The organism is Litorivivens sp. (assembly GCF_041625495.1).
In the GTDB taxonomy this organism is placed as follows: domain Bacteria; phylum Pseudomonadota; class Gammaproteobacteria; order Pseudomonadales; family Spongiibacteraceae; genus Litorivivens.
In genome coordinates, this window is sequence record NZ_JBFJTH010000018.1 from 17,839 (window position 1) to 35,487 (window position 17,649).

Genomic DNA, 17,649 nt, shown 5'->3' on the forward strand with positions numbered 1-17,649 from the left:
CCATGCTGGATATATGGATGAACCTCGCCTACCTGGCAGCAGCGATCCTGTTTATTCTGGGTATTAAAGGGCTAACCCGCCCGAAAACTGCCGTGCGCGGCAACATGATGTCAGCCACCGGTATGCTGGTTGCCGTTGCCGTTACCCTGCTCGACAACAGCATTATCAGCTTTGAGCTGATCATTGCTGGTGCCGTTCTCGGCGGTGTTATCGGTTTTGTTCTGGCCAAGAAAGTTCAAATGACTGCCATGCCTCAGCTGGTTGCCATTCTGAACGGCTTTGGTGGCGGCGCGTCACTGGGCCTGGCCGCTGCAAGCTACCTCCAGACGCTGGGCGGCGCGGGCTTTGCCGACGGCGCACTGGGCACGATCACCATGATCACAATTGCCCTGACCGTTATCATCGGCGCGGTAACCGTTACCGGCTCTGTGATTGCTTTTGCCAAACTGCAGGAAATCATGCCCGGCCAGCCGATTGGCTTTCCCGGTATGACGGGTTTTAACGGCCTGCTGCTGATTGGTGCTCTGGCAAGCTCCGTAATGCTGGCCATCGATCCCACCAACACGCTGTATTTCTGGCTAGCCATTGGCGCTGCTGCTGTTCTCGGCCTGACCCTGGTACTGCCCATTGGCGGCGCTGATATGCCAGTTGTTATTGCCCTGCTGAACAGCTACTCCGGTATCGCCGCGGCGTTCGCCGGTTTCGTCATGGGCAACACCGTACTGATCGTATCCGGCTCACTGGTCGGTGCCTCTGGTCTTATCCTGACTAACATCATGTGCGTGGCGATGAACCGCTCTTTGCCCAACGTACTGTTTGGCCGCATGGGCGCAGACACTGGCGGCGAAGGCGCCGGCGACGAGATCTACGAAGGCAAAATCACCAGCGCATCACCCGACGAAGTTGGCATGCTGCTGGAAACTGCACAGAAAGTCATCATCGTACCCGGCTTTGGCATGGCACTGTCGCAAGCTCAGCACGCTGTGCGTGAACTGGCTGACGCTATCGAGCGCAACGGCGGTGAAGTGCTGTACGCGATTCACCCGGTTGCGGGACGTATGCCTGGCCACATGAACGTGCTACTGGCTGAAGCGGAAGTTCCCTACGAAAAACTGGTGGAGATGGAACGCATCAACCCGCAGTTTGACGACTGCGACGTGGCAATTGTGCTGGGCGCTAACGACGTAACCAACCCGATGGCCCGTGAAGACAAAGGCAGCCCAATCTACGGCATGCCCATTCTAAACGTGGACAAAGCCCGCACAGTTGTTGTTATCAAGCGCAGCTTGAGCGCTGGTTTTGCAGGCCTGCCCAACCCGCTGTTTGCTCTCGACAACACATTGATGGTGTTTGGTGACGGTAAGAAAGCGGTTGTGGACATCACCACTGCGCTGGAAAACGGCTAAGCACAGAGCCGCTTCACACAAAGCCCCCTCGCTTACGCAAGGGGGCTTTTTTTATGACCGATAACTTCATATTGATCAAATCCTGTTCAAATTTTTTCATTCTGCTATTGTTATGCTGTCGACAGCGGTCACATGCCAGAATTGGTGATCGATTGTTCAACCGGTAACGCTATCACTTCATTGCAAATAAGGATGCTTCGGATGGCCACAAGCAAAGCTTCAGACCCTATCGCTGCAATCAAAAAAGAAATCGAGTCACTGGAAAAGAAACTAGAATCAGCCCGTAACAGCCTCGTAGCGGATGCAGAGAAAGCCGTTGACCAAGCCAAAGGACAGGTGGAAAAGGCTCGCAAACGTATCAGCGACGAACAAAAGCGCCTGAAAGAGCTGCAGAATAAGGCTAAGAAAGAATTCAACAGCCGCTTGGATAAGCAGATTCAGAAAGCCAGAGAGGCACTGGATAAAGCCAAAGATCTTGAAGACGATGCACGCGCCGTGCTATCGCTAACCAAAGAAGATTTCGCCGCGATAAAACAGGAATACAACCGCGCCATTACGGCAAGCAAAGCGCGCCTGTCGGCCAAAAAGAAACCGACTGCCAGTAAGAAAAAAGCAGCCCCGAAAAAGAAAGCCGCCGCCAAGAAAAAAGCCGCTGCCAAGAAAGCCCCGACTAAAAAGGCAGCAGCCAAAAAAGCCCCCGCCAAGAAAAAAGCCGCCGAGAAAAAGAAAGCGTAGTGCGCTAACCACTGAAGAGCTGAAGCGCCTACGGCGCTTCAGCTCTTGATCAAATCCGGCGCCAAATGCTCTACCATGGAGCGAATACCCGCGCGCCAATCGGTTTGTGTCTCACCAATGAGCTCATGCATGCGCGTGGTATCAATCTCAAGCGCTCCAAAAGCTTTAGGATTCGGGTTGAACACCGGCTCGAACCCGCTCAACTCGGAAAGATAGGCGCACCACTGCTCGATACTGACAGCCTGCGAACCCCCGAAATTTGTGGTGGTAACCTCTGGACTGGCAGCCGCCAACAGATAGGGAATTTTCTCGATGTAATCATTTACGTGCAGCAGGTTGTAGGTATTGGGTTGTTCCGGATGCACATCAATCGGCATCCCTTCTTTCATCATCAGCAAATGAAAGAACGGCCAACCACCGTTATCGCCATAAGGCACGCTCAAACGCGCAATAGTTGTGGGAATGCCATGCTGATGAGCAACAAACCGACACACGGTTTCCGCCGCGATTTTTGCAATACTGTAGGTGGGGAACATCACGCGATGGTTATCCCCTAACGGATCAGACTCTTTGCGCGGCGAGTGTCCCGCATACTCGTAAACCGCGGTAGAAGAAAAGTGCAAAAACGCTTTCACACCACGGCAGTGAGTCATCAGGTTACCGACACCCTCGGCGTTAGCGCGCAGATCGTAGTCGAAATCACCGCTTTTCACGACTGCAAAGTTAAGAATGTAATCGAAATCTGTCGGGCAATTATCAAGCGATGCTTTATCAGCCAGATCAGCCCGTACCGTCGTAACACCAAGGCTTTCCACTTCCGCTCGCACCGCCTCATCCGTGAAACGCGCCAACGCGGTCACCTGAGCCATCTTTGCCAGTGCTTCCACTACCGGTCGCGCAACCTGCCCGGTCGGGCCGGTTATCAGAATTTTCTTATCGCTGAGATTTACAGGGGAAACGGGCATGACAACGGGCCTCTTGGTCGCAAAAGGCCCATTGTAAGACGGCTATTGGAGAGGGCTCGCCACCCAGACGGGTGACGGCAGTAAGATTACTCCTGACTGGCTACCTGATAGACATCAGACAACTGATCTGGCGCAGAGATCGTTGAGCGCAAATCGCGAATCAGCCCATCTTTAATGCTGTAAATCCAGCCGTGAACATACAGCTCCTGGCCGCGCGCCCAAGCATTCTGAATGGTGGTGGTGTGGCACACATTTTCAAGCTGCGCGAGCACATTGTATTCACACAACTTGTTGACGCGCTCCGTTTCATCCTCGATTGCTGCCAACTCTTGCTCATGCCGACGGTAAACGTCCTTGATATTGCGCAACCAGTTATCAATAAGCCCGAACTGCGAGCTCCCCATGGCCGCCATCACACCGCCACAGCCATAGTGGCCACAGACGATCACGTGCTTTACTTTCAGCACTTCTACCGCGTACTGAATCACCGATTGGCAGTTGAGATCCGTGTGTATTACCACGTTGGCGATATTGCGGTGGACAAATACTTCCCCCGGCATCTTACCGACTATCTGATTAGCCGGAACCCGGCTGTCGGAGCAGCCAATCCAAAGGTATTCAGGGGTCTGCTGAGCAGAAAGCTGCTCAAAGAAAGTGGGGTCTTCCGCCTTGATCGCGGCGGCCCATTGCCGGTTGTTTTCCAGCAGGTTACGTGAAGAATCCATAGGGTATATCTCGTTACTTCGTTGTCAGTGAGAGTCGCGGGGCTCTTCGTCCCCGCGATATTCTACCCCTATCGGTAGGTAAGTTCAGCACTGAGGTTACGCGCGAAATCCTGAAGCTCGAGCATATTTTCGGGGCCCAGACGCCACATCCACTTAGTAAGAGCTGATGCGGCCTCCAGCTCAGGATCGGCAAACTGATAAAAAATATGAGGGCGAACCAATGTTGCGCCCATAGGTGGCTCGCTGACAGAACGCACTTGCCCCAGCGCAGCCATAAAGCGGTCGTGGAAATTGCCCTGCTTACCGAGCTCATCGTAGGCCTTTTCAAACAGAGGCAACCACTCGCGGTAGTAACGCGCTGCGTCCTGTACTGGAACCTCGGAAATCACGCCTATCAGATCATCCCAGCGCGAATAATTACCGCTGTCAGACACATAGGTTTCATCACCAGCGGGCAACACCAGAAAGGGATCGCGGTCATACTTGATCGGAGCGTGCTTGTAAGGAATTTTTCCGTCAGCCACAAGATCAATAGTCAATACCCACTTGCGTACCTGTTCAGCCGGCACCATCCAGCGAACCATGCGCTGAGCAAGGTCGGTGATAGCTTCTTTCACCCGAGCATCACTATTATTGACGCTCTTCGGCGCCGTCACCAGGTCAGGCGCGGCCACTTTCGGCTCTTCCTGTTCCGTTTCAGTAGTTACGGCCGGAGTAAGGGCTGGCGCCTCCACCACCGGAGCCGGGTCTTTCTTGGGTACCGATTTTGGTTCCGGCTCAACAGTTACAGCGTCTTCTTTTGTTGTTGACTCTGCCGATTCTGAAACCGGTTCAACCTCGTTCCATTCAGACTGGGTCGAACTGTAAAACACGTAGCCCACAGCCCCAGAAATGACGACAAGTATCGCAAGAATGACTTTTCCGTTCACAACCACATCCTTTTTTTCACTTTATGCGTGGCATCATACTGGCGATTTCACCCGGATGCCAAGGGCTAGCCGCGACAACCTCGCAAGCCGATGAATGACCCACCACGCTTTTTTATGGGTATTCGCGGCACACGCCCGGTCAGTCACGGGTTAACGCCTGCGCCAAAACTAGACAGCGACCTCATAATGACTCTAATACCCTTGATTTAAAAGGAAAATTAGTTAACACTCCTTAACGTGACGCCACTTTGGGTCAATCCGCTGACGCCCCGACACAGCGTTAGCTGGCAGTGCTGCCGATATCACGATAATCAACAGCGGCGCGACTGGCCTTGATTAACGACAATGCAGCTATACTAACGACACATCGGCAGTAACCATGGCAGCGACAATGCAAAAAGTTTCTCTCAATAGTCTGGCCCGACGCCTCGTTAACGACGGCGTGCTCTCCAATGAGCAGGCGCTTGATGCACTGGAAGCAGCCCAGCAGGAAAAAACCACACTGGGACGCTATCTGGTCAGCAAGTCGCTGGTTGATGGTGTTCTTGTTGCCCAGGCCGCATCAGAGGAATTTGGGTCGCCGCTATTCGATTTACGTGCGTTCAACCTGGAACATGCGCCGCGCGATCTGATTGACACCAAACTGCTGAGCAAGCACTCGGTGCTACCGCTGATCAAACGCGGCAAAAAACTGTTTATCGCTATTGCTGACCCGACCAATTTGCGGGCGCTGGATGAAATAAAGTTTCACACCAATCTGGCGGTCGAGCCCATTGTGGTCGACGAGGCACTACTCAATGAAATGGTGCCCAAGTTCGTTGAAGCCCAAGAAGAACCGCTCGGCGGAGGCTTCGGCGACCTCGACGATGAAAGCCTTGATGCCCTGGAAGTAGAAGCGGTAGATCAGGATGGTGATGCCGGTGGTGATGCCAAACAAGAGGGTGACGACGCGCCGGTAGTTCGCTTCGTCAACAAGGTTCTTCTAGACGCCATCCGCGGCGGCTCGTCGGATATTCACTTTGAACCCTACGAAAAAACCTACCGGGTACGCTTTCGAACTGACGGCATTCTGCATGAAGTCGCCAAACCCCCGAAATCAATATCCGGACAGCTGGCTGCTCGTCTGAAAATCATGTCGGATATGGACATTTCCGAGCGCAGGATTCCGCAGGACGGCCGGATCAAGATGAGGCTGTCGAAAACACGATCGATCGACTTTCGGGTCAATACCCTGCCAACCCTGTGGGGCGAAAAGATCGTACTGCGGATTTTGGATCCCACGTCGGCGCAGATGGGTATCGACGCACTGGGTTATGAACCAGACCAAAAAGAAATGTACATGGCTGCGCTCAGCCAACCACAAGGTATGATTCTGGTCACTGGCCCCACAGGTTCCGGTAAAACCGTATCGCTTTACACCGGCCTTAATATCCTAAACACACCAGAAACCAACATTTCTACCGCCGAAGACCCGGTGGAAATCAACCTGGAAGGTATCAACCAGGTTCATGTAAATGCGAAGGTAGGGCTCGACTTCGCCTCCGCACTTCGCTCCTTCCTCCGACAGGATCCGGATATCGTCATGGTCGGTGAGATACGGGATCTGGAAACCGCTGAAATTGCGATCAAAGCCGCTCAGACCGGTCACTTGGTGCTATCCACGCTGCACACTAACAGTGCAGCCGAGACGCTAACGCGCCTGCGCAACATGGGGGTGCCGTCATTTAATATTGCCACCTCGGTCAGCCTGATTATTGCGCAGCGACTGGCACGCCGACTGTGTGGCGAGTGCACGCAACCTGCCGAGCTTCCCCATGAAACACTGGTAGAAGCGGGCTTCAGCGAAGAACAAATTGCCAGCGCAACCATCAACAAACCCGTTGGTTGCGCCCGTTGCAACAAGGGCTACAAAGGTCGTACCGGTATTTATGAAGTGGTTCGCATCACACCGGAGATCGCGCAAATTATCATGGAGGACGGCAATTCTCTGCAGATTGCGGCGCAACAACAAAAACACGGCTTCAACAGCCTGCGCCAGTCCGCGCTGCAAAAATGCGCCGCCGGCATTATCAGCCTGGAAGAAGTTAACCGCGTTACCAAGGACTAATCTATGGCCACCTCTACCGCAACAAAAACGACGACCTTTGTCTGGCAAGGCGTCGATAAAAAAGGGCAAAAGACACGCGGCGAAGTGACCGCTACCAATGCCACCGTGGTCAAGGTGCAATTGCGAAAACAGGGCATAACCGCCAGAAGCGTTAAAAAGAAACCAAAGCCGCTGTTTGAATCCAACAAAAAGATTACACCACAAGACATCGCCATTTTTACCCGCCAGATGGCCACTATGATGAAGGCTGGTGTCCCGCTGATTCAAAGCTTCGAAATTGTGGCTGAAGGCGCCGAAAACCCGACACTGCGCAAGCTGATCAGCGAAATAAAAGTTGACGTGGCCTCGGGTGCCGGTTTTGCCAAGTCACTCACCAAACACCCTAAATACTTCGATGACCTGTTTTGCAACCTGGTCGACTCAGGCGAGCAATCCGGCACACTGGAAACCATGCTCGACCGCGTGGCGACCTATAAGGAAAAGTCTGAAGCCCTCAAAGCCAAAATAAAGAAGGCCATGAACTACCCTATTGCGGTTGTATGTGTCGCCATCGTGGTGACCGGCATTCTGTTAGTGAAGGTTGTGCCACAGTTTGCAACCACCTTTGAGAGTTTCGGCTCCGAGCTACCCGCCTTTACCCAGCTAGTGGTGTCCATGTCTGAATGGATGCAAGCGAACTGGTTTATCTGTCTCGGCATCATTGTTGTCGCCAGCTATAGCTTTAAAGAAGCCCGCCAGCGCTCTAAGACTTTCTCCGACAAAGTGGACGCCCTTGCACTGAAGGCGCCGGTGGTTGGCGACATTGTCAACAATGCTGTTGTGGCGCGTTTTTCGCGAACACTCGCCACCACCTTCGCAGCCGGTGTTCCCCTGGTGGACGCTCTGCAATCCGTTAGCGGTGCTGCCGGTAACGCGGTATACAAAGAAGCCATCGACCGAGTGCGGGCTGATGTGACCTCCGGTCAAAGTCTGTATATGTCCATCAAGATGACAGGGCTGTTCCCGAATATGCTGCTGCAGATGGTGTCTATTGGTGAAGAGTCTGGTTCACTGGATGACATGCTCGACAAGGTCGCCACCTTTTATGAGGCCGAAGTGGACAACGCCGTGGATGGCTTGACCGCGCTGTTAGAGCCACTCATCATGTCGGTCCTGGGCGTGCTGGTAGGTGGATTGATGATTGCTATGTACCTGCCAATCTTCGCAATGGGGGCAGCTGTTTAATCATGACCGATGGTTTATTGCTGGCGTACACCGTCAGCTTTGTGGTTTTCGCTGCGATAGGCAGCTTTTTCAACGTGGTTATCTATCGCCTGCCATTGATGATGGAAGCAGTATGGCGCAATGAATGTAAGCTGCTGCTGGAAAGCGAACACACAGAAGCAGACGACTCTGCGCAAAACTTCAATATTGCAATTCCCAACTCCCACTGCCCGAGCTGCAAAACGCCGATAAAAGTCTGGCACAACGTTCCGGTGATCAGCTACATCCTGCTGGGCGGAAAGTGCGCAGCCTGTAAGGCACCCATCAGCTTGCGCTACCCGATCGTTGAGTTGTGCACTGCACTGCTGGGATTGGCATGTCTCTACCTGTTTGGCCTAAGCCCTTACGGGTTCGCCACCGCCGCCCTCTGCTGGACTTTGCTGATTCTTACGTTCATCGACATAGACCACCAGTTACTTCCAGACCAGCTTACTCTGCCCCTTATGTGGGCCGGCCTGTTGCTCAGCGCATTGGGCTTCAGCCCAATCACGCTGGACAATGCGGTCTGGGGTGCAGCCGTCGGCTACCTCAGCCTGTGGTCCGTGTACTGGTTGTTCAAACTGATCACGGGCAAAGAAGGCATGGGCTATGGAGATTTCAAGCTCCTCGCCGCACTGGGTGCTTGGCTGGGCTGGCAACAACTGCCTGTCATTATCATACTGTCGTCACTGGTAGGTGCGATCGTCGGTTCCATCTACCTCGCGCTAAACAAGTCCGACCACAATCGCACTATACCTTTTGGCCCTTACTTGGCAGGAGCCGGTTTGATCACGCTGTTTTGGGGTGAACTGATCGTCAATCAATATCTGCAACTTGCTGGCTTGAGATAATGTTTGTAGTAGGCCTTACTGGCGGCATTGGCAGCGGAAAATCGGCTGCGTCTGCTCATTTTGAATCGCTGGGCATTGCCTGTGTGGATGCTGACCAGGTATCCAGAGAAGTTGTCGAGCCCGGCTCTACCGCCCTTCAGGCGATAGCTGAGCGTCACGGCAATGGAATTCTACTCGCCGATGGCAGCCTGGATCGCGCGGCCTTGCGTAAAATCATCTTTTCATCAGAGGTAGAAAAGCAGTGGCTGGAAGCGCTACTGCACCCATTGATAGCCGAGGAAACCGGACGTCAGCTTATGTCCGCCAGCAGCCCGTATGTGCTGTTTGTCTCGCCCTTACTGGTTGAGTCTGGACAGGTAGCCTGGTGTCAGCGACTGCTTATTATCGATGTACCGGAGTCAGTGCAGATCAGCCGCACGATGGCTAGGGACAACAATGATCGCGCGCAAGTGGAAAGCATCATAGCCTCGCAAGCCACACGTCAGCAGCGTCTAGACGCCGCTGACGACGTGATTTGCAATGACGGCGACCTGCAATCCCTGCATAGCGCGGTCGAAAACCTACACAAACATTACCTGGAGCTGGCGAAGTCACATGCCAACCAAGCTTAAGACAGCAAAAGCATCTTCCACAGCCGCACAAAAAACACTGCGGGTAAAGTGCCCCGGCTGTCAGGCCGATGTGGTGTGGAGCCAGCAGAACCCATCTCGTCCTTTCTGCTCAGAGAGCTGTAAAAACGGAGATTTCATTGCTTGGGCCAATGGGGAGCGGGTAGTAGCGGGTGATGATTTGATGAGCGACGTGTTTTCAGGCGATCTTGAAAATTTCGAGTAGGCGATCAACGACCGGTTGATTAGCCTCGGGAAAGGCATAAGTTGCCAGCTCGGAGAGCGGGCACCAAAGCCAACGCTGACCTTCACGCCCCTGCGGCTGACCTGAAAAATCTTCCACCAGCAGAAAATCCAGCAGCACCGATTTATCACTGTAATCGTGAGCCACCTGCATCAGCGGACGGCACTGACGAACCGTCACACCCATTTCTTCATTCAGCTCGCGCCCAAGAGCAGCTTCAACGGACTCTCCAGATTCCAGCTTGCCGCCTGGAAACTCCCATAGCCCACCTTGATGCGCATTGGCGTGACGCTGTGCAATCAGTACGCTGCCGGATTTCACGACTACTCCGGCAGCCACATGAACGCGCTGCCGATTATTAGGAACGGTATTCGGCATTGATGGTGACATAGTCATGCGACAAGTCGGTAGTCCAGACCGTCTCTACCGCATCACCCCGATTAAGATCGATAAGAATATCGATATTTTCCGGGGCCATTGCCTGCTTGCCGGCCGCCTCGGTATAACTCTCCGCCAAACCGCCGGCCTCGGCTACAACAACACCATTAATAGATACGCTGACTTGCTCGACATCGAGATCGTCAATACCTGCGCGTCCAAGCGCAGCAAGTATGCGCCCCCAGTTCGGGTCGCTCGCAAATAGTGCTGTTTTCACCAGCGGCGATTCTGCCACTGTAAAAGCAGCCTTAAGACACTCTGCATTGCGCTGTCCGCCAGTAACTTTGACTGACACAAACTTGGTAGCGCCCTCTCCGTCGCGGACAATAGCTTGCGCCAGCTCTATCATCACCTGATCAAGCCCCGCTTTAAGCGCCTCGTAGCTAGGTGATTCAGTTCCATCGATGACATCACCGCCGGCTTGGCCAGTTGCCACCAACACGCAGGCGTCATTCGTGGAGGTATCACCGTCAACAGTAATCCGGTTAAACGAGCGGTTCACTGCGTCGTCCAATAAACGCTGCAACACCGCCGGCGTTACTGCCGCATCCGTTGCCACAAAACCCAGCATCGTAGCCATATTGGGTTTGATCATCCCGGCGCCTTTAGAAATGCCCGTGATCGTGTATGGAGTACCGGGTACTTTCAATGACGTGGCTTTTGGTCGGGTATCTGTGGTCATGATCCCGGTCGCGGCAGCCAGCCAGTTGTCTGCACTGAGGAGCTCTGGCAGGGTTGGCATTGCCGCCTCAATTTTTGCCAGTGGTAGTGTTTCACCGATAACACCCGTTGAAAACGGCAATACCTGATGGGGCTCGCAGCCAGCAATCTCCGCCAATGCCTCGCAGCTGCGGCGCGCCGATGCCAGACCACGCTGCCCCGTTCCCGCATTGGCATTGCCGGTGTTAATCAGCAGGTAGCGCGGCGACCCCGCATGCAGATGCTCACGAGCCACCTGGACTGGCGCCGCGCAGAATCTATTCTGGGTAAATACCGCCGCTGTACTGGCGCCATCAGCAATCTCGAACAGCACTAGGTCTTTACGTCCAGGCCGCTTGATGCCAGCACTGCCGATCGCAATTCTTACACCATCAACCGGGTGCAATACTGGCAACTCACCACTTCCTACTGCCATATCTTAAGTTCCCAACCGGCCGTGACATTGCTTGTATTTTTTGCCTGAGCCACAGGGACACGGTTCATTGCGCCCGACTTTACGGCCGTCTCGCACAAATGGTTCCGCGCCCGGCGCGCCGTCATCGTCGCCGACCTGATCTGCCTCAAGCGCAGAAGCTTCGGCGTGCTGAAATTCCATGGCCTGACGAGCACTGGCTTCGCGCCGCTCTTTTTCCAGCGCTTCAACTTCGTCACTGCGCTGAATCTGGATATGGGCCAGAAAGCGAATCACCTCGTGCTTGAGTGACTCCAACATTTCCTGGAATAGCTCAAAGGCTTCACGCTTGTATTCCTGTTTCGGGTTTTTCTGAGCATAGGAGCGCAGATGAATACCCGCGCGCAGATGGTCCATCGTCGCCAGATGCTCTTTCCACAGGGTATCGAGCACTTGCAACATAATGTGGCGCTCTACCCGCCGCATGTCCTTACCAATGCCTTCACACTTGTTCTGATAGGCTTTGGTTACTTCCTCGAGCAACTTCTCTCGCAGACTTTCCTCGTGGAGTGCACTGTCGGCATCCAGCCACTCTCGAACCGGAGCCTTAATCGCAAACTCGGCTTCGAGACGTTTTTCCAGGCCCGGAACATCCCACTGCTCTTCAATGCTCTGGGGCGGGATATATTCATCGATTACGCCGTTTACGACATCTGCGCGGATGGCCTCGAGCATTGGCGTTATATCATCTTCTTCCAACAGCTCATCGCGCTGTTGGTAGATAATCCGGCGCTGGTCGTTGGCAACATCATCGTATTCCAACAACTGCTTACGCACATCAAAGTTTCGCCCCTCAACCTTGCGCTGGGCCTTTTCAATGGCATTGCTTACCATGCGATGCTCGATGGCTTCACCTTTCTCGAGCCCTAGCGCCTGCATGATATTGCGCACACGATCGGAGGCGAAAATTCGCATGAGGTTATCCTCAAGCGACAGATAAAACCGCGACATCCCGGGATCGCCCTGACGCCCTGCGCGACCTCGCAGCTGATTATCGATACGGCGAGATTCGTGACGCTCGGTACCGATAATGTGCAGTCCCCCGGCGTCCAGCACCTGACGATGACGCACTTCCCATTCGGCGCGCATTCTCTGAGCTTCTGCCTCATCCGCCTTATCCAGCGCCTTGATTTCGGCCTCGACGTTGCCGCCCAAAACGATATCGGTACCGCGACCGGCCATGTTCGTGGCAATTGTCACCACACCCGGGCGACCGGCTTGGATAATAATTTCGGCTTCGCGCTCATGGAATTTGGCATTTAGCACGTTATGGTCGATTTTTGCGGTCTTGAAGCGCCGCGACATTTCTTCGGATGTCTCGATGGACGCGGTACCAACCAACACGGGGGCACCTTTTTCGATAATCTCGCGTACTTCCTCGACAATGGCGTCGTACTTTTCATCCTTAGTCAGGTACACAAGGTCATTCAGGTCACGGCGCTGACTGGGTTTGTTGGTGGGGATAACCACCACATCCAGACCATAAATATGCTGGAACTCGAAGGCCTCCGTGTCGGCAGTACCGGTCATCCCTGCCAGCTTCTCAAACAGCCGGAAATAATTCTGGAAGGTGGTAGAGGCCAGAGTCTGGCTTTCAGCCTGAATGTCGACATTTTCCTTGGCTTCAATCGCCTGGTGCAGACCTTCGGACAAACGGCGCCCAGGCATGGTGCGGCCAGTGTGCTCGTCGATCAACACCACTTGACCATCCTGAATGATGTATTCCACATCGCGGTGGTACAACACATGCGCGCGCAGCGCTGAATATACATGGTGCAACAGGTTGAGGTTGGTCGCAGCGTAGAGGCTATCGCCTTCTTCAAGCAAGCCGTCTTTCACCATCAGCTCTTCCACCAGCTCGTGGCCAGACTCTGTCAGCTCAACCTGACGCGCCTTCTCATCAATACTGTAATGGCCTTCGCTCTCCGGATCATCCGGATCTGTAGCGACCAAGCTGGGAATAAACTGATTAATCCGCTTGTACAGCCGCGAGCTGTCCTCGGCCTGTCCGGAAATAATCAGTGGCGTGCGCGCCTCATCGATCAGAATCGAATCAACTTCGTCCACTATCGCGAAATGCAGCCCGCGCTGGTAACGATCTTCCAGCGAAAACGCCATGTTATCTCGCAGGTAGTCAAACCCAAATTCGTTATTCGTGCCGTAGGTGATATCGGCCTGGTAGGCCTCACGCTTGGCCGCGCCGTCCTGACGAGACTCAACAACGCCCACTTTCAGGCCCAGGAATTCATACACTGGACGCATCCATTCGGCATCACGTCGCGCCAGATAGTCGTTGACGGTCACTACATAGACGCCTTTCCCGGTCAACGCATTCAGGTAGACCGGCAGAGTCGCGACCAGCGTCTTACCTTCACCCGTTTTCATTTCCGCAATGCGGCCTTCGTGCAGCGTAATGCCACCGATCAGCTGGACATCGAAGTGACGCATGCCCATAACCCGTCGGCTCGCCTCGCGCACTGCGGCAAAGGCCTCCGGCAGCAGGGCATCGAGCGACTCACCGTTACTCAGGCGCTCTTTGAAGACGGCCGTTTTTCCGCGTAAGGCTTCGTCACTGAGAGCCTTAAAGTCGTCTTCAAGCTGGTTAACTTGCAGCACCAGCTTGCCCATACGCTTGAGTTCTCGATCATTCTTGCTGCCAAAAATTTTCTTGAATACGCCAGCTATCATCTATGAATTCGCTTGTAACTTCGTTTTGAATGAGTGGTGTGCCGGATACATGCCCACATGCTGGCTATCACCATGGAAAACACAACGTGGGCTTTGGGTGGCAATCACCAGGCAATTGCGCGGTGATGCGATATCGGCAAGTGCGCCAATATCGCATAGAAAGACGGGGATTTCCACGCCTGTAAAGGCCCGGAGGTACAACGATCAGCCGATCGCTGCGACAGGATTTACGTAAGAGATCGGCGCATCTGCGATATCGTCGAAAGTTACCATTTCCCAGGCATCTTCCTGTGCGATGAGGGCACGCAGCGAGGCATTGTTTAGCCCATGACCACTTTTATACGCACGAAACTCTCCAATCAGGCTGTAGCCCAATAGATAGAGGTCGCCGATAGCATCGAGCACTTTGTGTTTCACAAACTCATCTTCGTAGCGAAGCCCGTCTTCGTTCAGGATGCGGTATTCATCAACAACAATCGCATTGTCGACACTACCGCCCTGGGCAAGACCTTTCGAGCGCAGATATTCGATCTCATGCATAAAGCCAAAGGTACGTGCACGGCTGACCTCTTTTACAAACGAGGTGCTGGAAAAATCGAGCTCAGCTTTGGGTCTGCGGTCACGAAATACCGGGTGATCAAAGTTAATGGTAAAGGAGACCTTGAAGCCATCAAAAGGGAGAAAACTGGCTACCTTGTCTCCATCCTTAACCGTGATTTCCTTTTTAATACGGATGAATTTCTTCGCGGCATTCTGCTCTTCAATACCAGCGGACTGGATCAAGAAAACAAAAGGCCCTGCACTACCATCCATAATAGGCACTTCAGCTGCACTGAGCTCGACAAAGGCGTTATCGATTCCCAATCCAGCCATGGCTGACAATAGGTGTTCTACGGTTGACACACGCACCCCGTCTTTGACCAAGGTCGAAGACAGCGTGGTATCGCCCACATTCTCTGCTCGCGCAGGAATCTCGACAACCGGATTCAGATCCGTACGGCGAAATACAATGCCGTTATCCACAGGAGCCGGCTTGAGGGTGAGATATACTTTTTCACCCGTGTGCAACCCCACGCCAGTGGCGCGGATCGTGTTTCTCAATGTGCGTTGTCTAATCATTATCCTGCTAATTTCTCACATGCAGAGGCTAGCGCATGTTAACAGAGCAAACGCCATTCACCAAATGTCAGCTGGCTAAATTGTGACCAGCAACGCCTTTAATCAGCCTGTCGGCGAAGGAACGCTGGAATATCCAAATATTCCATGTCGCGATCCTCTACCGGAGCCGTCGCGACCGCCTCTCGCGCAGGCGCAGATTTGCGCATCACGGTTGGCCGATCCAGCTGCCGATAGTCGCTGGCCGTTTTTGGCTCAGAAGGCTTATTTTCTACTACTTTCAATGGGATATCACCACCATCAAGCCCGGTAGCTACCACGGTCACACGTAGCTCATCGGTCATTTCAGGATCGATAACCGTACCCACGACTACAGTTGCCTGGTCAGAGGCAAACTCGCGCACAGTGTCACCCACATCGGAGAATTCACCCAGAGACAGGTCCAGACCCGCCGTGATATTCACAAGAATACCCCGTGCGCCCTGCACGTTGACGTCTTCCAGCAGTGGGCTGCGAATCGCCGCCTCTGCGGCTTCGATAGCCCGATTCTCGCCCGAGGCAATACCAGAGCCCATCATGGCCATTCCCATCTCGGACATAACCGTTCTCACGTCCGCGAAGTCAACGTTGATCATGCCCGGACGGATAATCAGGTCAGCGATACCCTGAACCGCGTTGAGCAACACATTGTTGGCCGCTTTGAAAGCGTCCAGCAGGCTAGTGTTTTTACCCAGTACGCTCAGCAACTTCTCATTCGGAATGGTGATCAGTGAGTCCACGTGCTCGCGCAGCTCACGCATGCCCTGCTCAGCCACTTCCATCCGCTTACGTCCTTCGAAAGGGAACGGCTTGGTTACAACAGCAACGGTCAGAATGCCCAGCTCGCGTGCCACCTCTGCAACCACCGGCGCGCCACCGGTCCCTGTACCGCCACCCATGCCAGCAGTAATGAAGACCATATCGGCACCTTCCAGCGCTTCCTGAATGCGGTCGCGATCTTCCATCGCAGCCTTTCGACCCACTTCCGGATTGGCGCCGGCTCCCAGCCCCTTGGTAATGTTGTTGCCCAGTTGCAGGACAGTGCGCGAGCAGATGTCCGTAAGCGCCTGAGCGTCGGTGTTTGCGCAGATAAAATCTACGCCATCCACCTGATTGGCTATCATGTGTTTCACAGCATTTCCGCCACCACCACCAACGCCGATGACTTTAATGACTGCACTTTGCGGTACATTGTCTACTAGTTCAAACATGGTCTTTCTCCCTTTTTAGCGATTGGGCTCAGCGTATGTGAACCCGGTTACTAAACTTAAAAATTGCTCTGTATCCACTGCTTCAAGCGCTCAACAAAACTGACATTGAGGTGCTTGCTGCGTTTTCTGCTAACGTCACTACCGTGCTGTTTAAAACCGTATTGCAGCAACCCCACGCTGGTTGAATAGATGGGGTTGCGCACAATGTCAGTCAGGCCGCTAATATCCTGAGGCACGCCCAGGCGGACTGGCATATGAAAGATTTCCTCGGCCAATTCGATCACACCTTCCATTTTGGATGTTCCGCCGGTGAGTACGATGCCCGCAGCGATCATGTCCTCGTAGCCACTGCGACGCAGTTCGGCCTGCACGAGGGTGAACAGCTCGTCGTATCGAGGCTCCACCACCGCCGCCAACTGCTGTCGCGACAGGTCGCGCGGCGGCCGCTCTCCCACACTGGGCACCTTTATAGTTTCGTCTTCGCCGGCTAGCTGAGTAAGTGCGCAGGCATACTTGATTTTGATTTCTTCCGCGTATTGGGTGGGTGTGCGCAGCGCCATGGCTATGTCGTTAGTCACCTGATCACCCGCAATAGGAATCACACCCGTGTGCTTGATAGCTCCTTCCGTGAAGATGGCGATATCCGTCGTGCCACCTCCGATATCTACCATGCAAACGCCGAGCTCTTTCTCATCCTCTGTAAGCACTGCATAGCTCGACGCGAGCTGCTCGAGGATGACGTCTTCAACCTCAAGACCGCAGCGCCGAATACATTTTTCGATGTTCTGCACCGCATTGACGGCACAGGTCACCAGATGCACTTTCGCCTCGAGCCGCACGCCCGACATACCAAGCGGTTCTCGGATTCCCTCCTGATCGTCCACCACGTATTCCTGCGGCAGTATGTGCAACACTTTCTGATCCGCTGGAATCGCTACCGCCTGCGCGGCATCTATGACCCGTTCCAGATCAAGCGGATACACTTCACGGTCGCGAATCGCCACAATGCCGTGAGAATTGAGGCTGCGAATATGGCTGCCGGCGATACCCACGTATACGCTGTGAATCTGGCAGCCAGCCATTAACTCGGCCTCTTCCACCGCGCGCTGAATCGACTGAACCGTGGATTCAATGTTCACTACCACGCCTTTCTTCATGCCGCGCGACGGATGGG

16 protein-coding genes are annotated in these 17,649 nt (G+C 53.9%); 7 read left to right on the plus strand and 9 right to left on the minus strand.

Going from position 1 to position 17,649, the window contains the following annotated elements; translation table 11 throughout:
• Window positions 1-2: 2 nt before the first annotated feature.
• Window positions 3-1,406: an NAD(P)(+) transhydrogenase (Re/Si-specific) subunit beta gene (locus ABYP39_RS03640; protein WP_372750161.1), complete on the plus strand. Its 1,404-nt coding sequence runs from the start codon at window positions 3-5 to the stop codon at window positions 1,404-1,406.
• 201 nt (window positions 1,407-1,607) lie between these two features.
• Window positions 1,608-2,141: a hypothetical protein gene (locus ABYP39_RS03645; protein ID WP_372781173.1), complete on the plus strand. Its 534-nt coding sequence runs from the start codon at window positions 1,608-1,610 to the stop codon at window positions 2,139-2,141.
• Window positions 2,142-2,179: 38 nt separating this feature from the next.
• On the opposite strand, the gene ABYP39_RS03650 is transcribed toward ABYP39_RS03645, so the two are convergent.
• The 3 genes from ABYP39_RS03650 to ABYP39_RS03660 form a co-directional block, all read right to left on the minus strand.
• Window positions 2,180-3,106, minus strand: coding sequence for an NAD-dependent epimerase/dehydratase family protein (locus tag ABYP39_RS03650; RefSeq protein ID WP_372781175.1), 927 nt, complete (start codon window positions 3,104-3,106; stop codon window positions 2,180-2,182).
• Between the two features lie 86 nt (window positions 3,107-3,192).
• A complete protein-coding gene (gene can / locus ABYP39_RS03655) occupies window positions 3,193-3,831 on the minus strand; it encodes a carbonate dehydratase (RefSeq protein ID WP_372749805.1) in 639 nt (212 codons plus the stop codon).
• Window positions 3,832-3,899: 68 nt separating this feature from the next.
• Complete coding sequence (locus ABYP39_RS03660) at window positions 3,900-4,760, minus strand: DUF3014 domain-containing protein (protein ID WP_372781177.1); 861 nt, start codon at window positions 4,758-4,760, stop codon at window positions 3,900-3,902.
• 391 nt (window positions 4,761-5,151) lie between these two features.
• Between ABYP39_RS03660 and pilB the strand changes: the two genes are divergently transcribed.
• The 5 genes from pilB to ABYP39_RS03685 are packed head-to-tail and all read left to right on the plus strand — an operon-like array spanning window position 5,152 to window position 9,794.
• Entirely contained in the window at window positions 5,152-6,867 is a 1,716-nt protein-coding gene (gene pilB / locus ABYP39_RS03665; protein ID WP_372763605.1) for a type IV-A pilus assembly ATPase PilB, read from the plus strand.
• A gap of 3 nt (window positions 6,868-6,870) precedes the next feature.
• Entirely contained in the window at window positions 6,871-8,091 is a 1,221-nt protein-coding gene (locus ABYP39_RS03670) for a type II secretion system F family protein (protein WP_372781179.1), read from the plus strand.
• Between the two features lie 2 nt (window positions 8,092-8,093).
• Complete coding sequence (locus ABYP39_RS03675) at window positions 8,094-8,960, plus strand: A24 family peptidase (protein ID WP_372748735.1); 867 nt, start codon at window positions 8,094-8,096, stop codon at window positions 8,958-8,960.
• Window positions 8,960-9,571: a dephospho-CoA kinase gene (coaE, locus tag ABYP39_RS03680; protein WP_372748734.1), complete on the plus strand. Its 612-nt coding sequence runs from the start codon at window positions 8,960-8,962 to the stop codon at window positions 9,569-9,571. Before ABYP39_RS03675 ends, coaE begins: the two co-directional genes overlap by 1 nt.
• Complete coding sequence (locus ABYP39_RS03685) at window positions 9,555-9,794, plus strand: DNA gyrase inhibitor YacG (protein WP_372763608.1); 240 nt, start codon at window positions 9,555-9,557, stop codon at window positions 9,792-9,794. The genes coaE and ABYP39_RS03685 overlap by 17 nt, the downstream gene beginning before the upstream one ends.
• Here the strand turns inward: ABYP39_RS03685 and mutT are convergent.
• From mutT to ftsA, 6 genes are all read right to left on the minus strand, one after another.
• Window positions 9,768-10,208 carry an 8-oxo-dGTP diphosphatase MutT gene (mutT, locus tag ABYP39_RS03690; protein ID WP_372781181.1) on the minus strand — a complete coding sequence of 147 codons (441 nt, stop codon included), beginning with the start codon at window positions 10,206-10,208 and terminating at the stop codon, window positions 9,768-9,770. The two genes, ABYP39_RS03685 and mutT, sit on opposite strands and share 27 nt — an antisense overlap.
• Window positions 10,171-11,385 (minus strand): bifunctional glutamate N-acetyltransferase/amino-acid acetyltransferase ArgJ, encoded by a 1,215-nt coding sequence (argJ, locus tag ABYP39_RS03695; RefSeq protein WP_372748731.1) that lies wholly within the window; start codon window positions 11,383-11,385, stop codon window positions 10,171-10,173. Before argJ ends, mutT begins: the two co-directional genes overlap by 38 nt.
• A gap of 3 nt (window positions 11,386-11,388) precedes the next feature.
• Window positions 11,389-14,109 (minus strand): preprotein translocase subunit SecA, encoded by a 2,721-nt coding sequence (gene secA / locus ABYP39_RS03700; RefSeq protein ID WP_372781183.1) that lies wholly within the window; start codon window positions 14,107-14,109, stop codon window positions 11,389-11,391.
• 204 nt (window positions 14,110-14,313) lie between these two features.
• Window positions 14,314-15,228, minus strand: a complete 915-nt coding sequence (gene lpxC / locus ABYP39_RS03705; RefSeq protein WP_372748729.1) for a UDP-3-O-acyl-N-acetylglucosamine deacetylase — start codon at window positions 15,226-15,228, stop codon at window positions 14,314-14,316.
• A gap of 98 nt (window positions 15,229-15,326) precedes the next feature.
• A complete protein-coding gene (gene ftsZ / locus ABYP39_RS03710; protein ID WP_372758509.1) occupies window positions 15,327-16,475 on the minus strand; it encodes a cell division protein FtsZ in 1,149 nt (382 codons plus the stop codon).
• A gap of 56 nt (window positions 16,476-16,531) precedes the next feature.
• The coding region (gene ftsA / locus ABYP39_RS03715; RefSeq protein ID WP_372781185.1) for a cell division protein FtsA at window positions 16,532-17,649 on the minus strand (1,118 nt) is incomplete at its 5' end.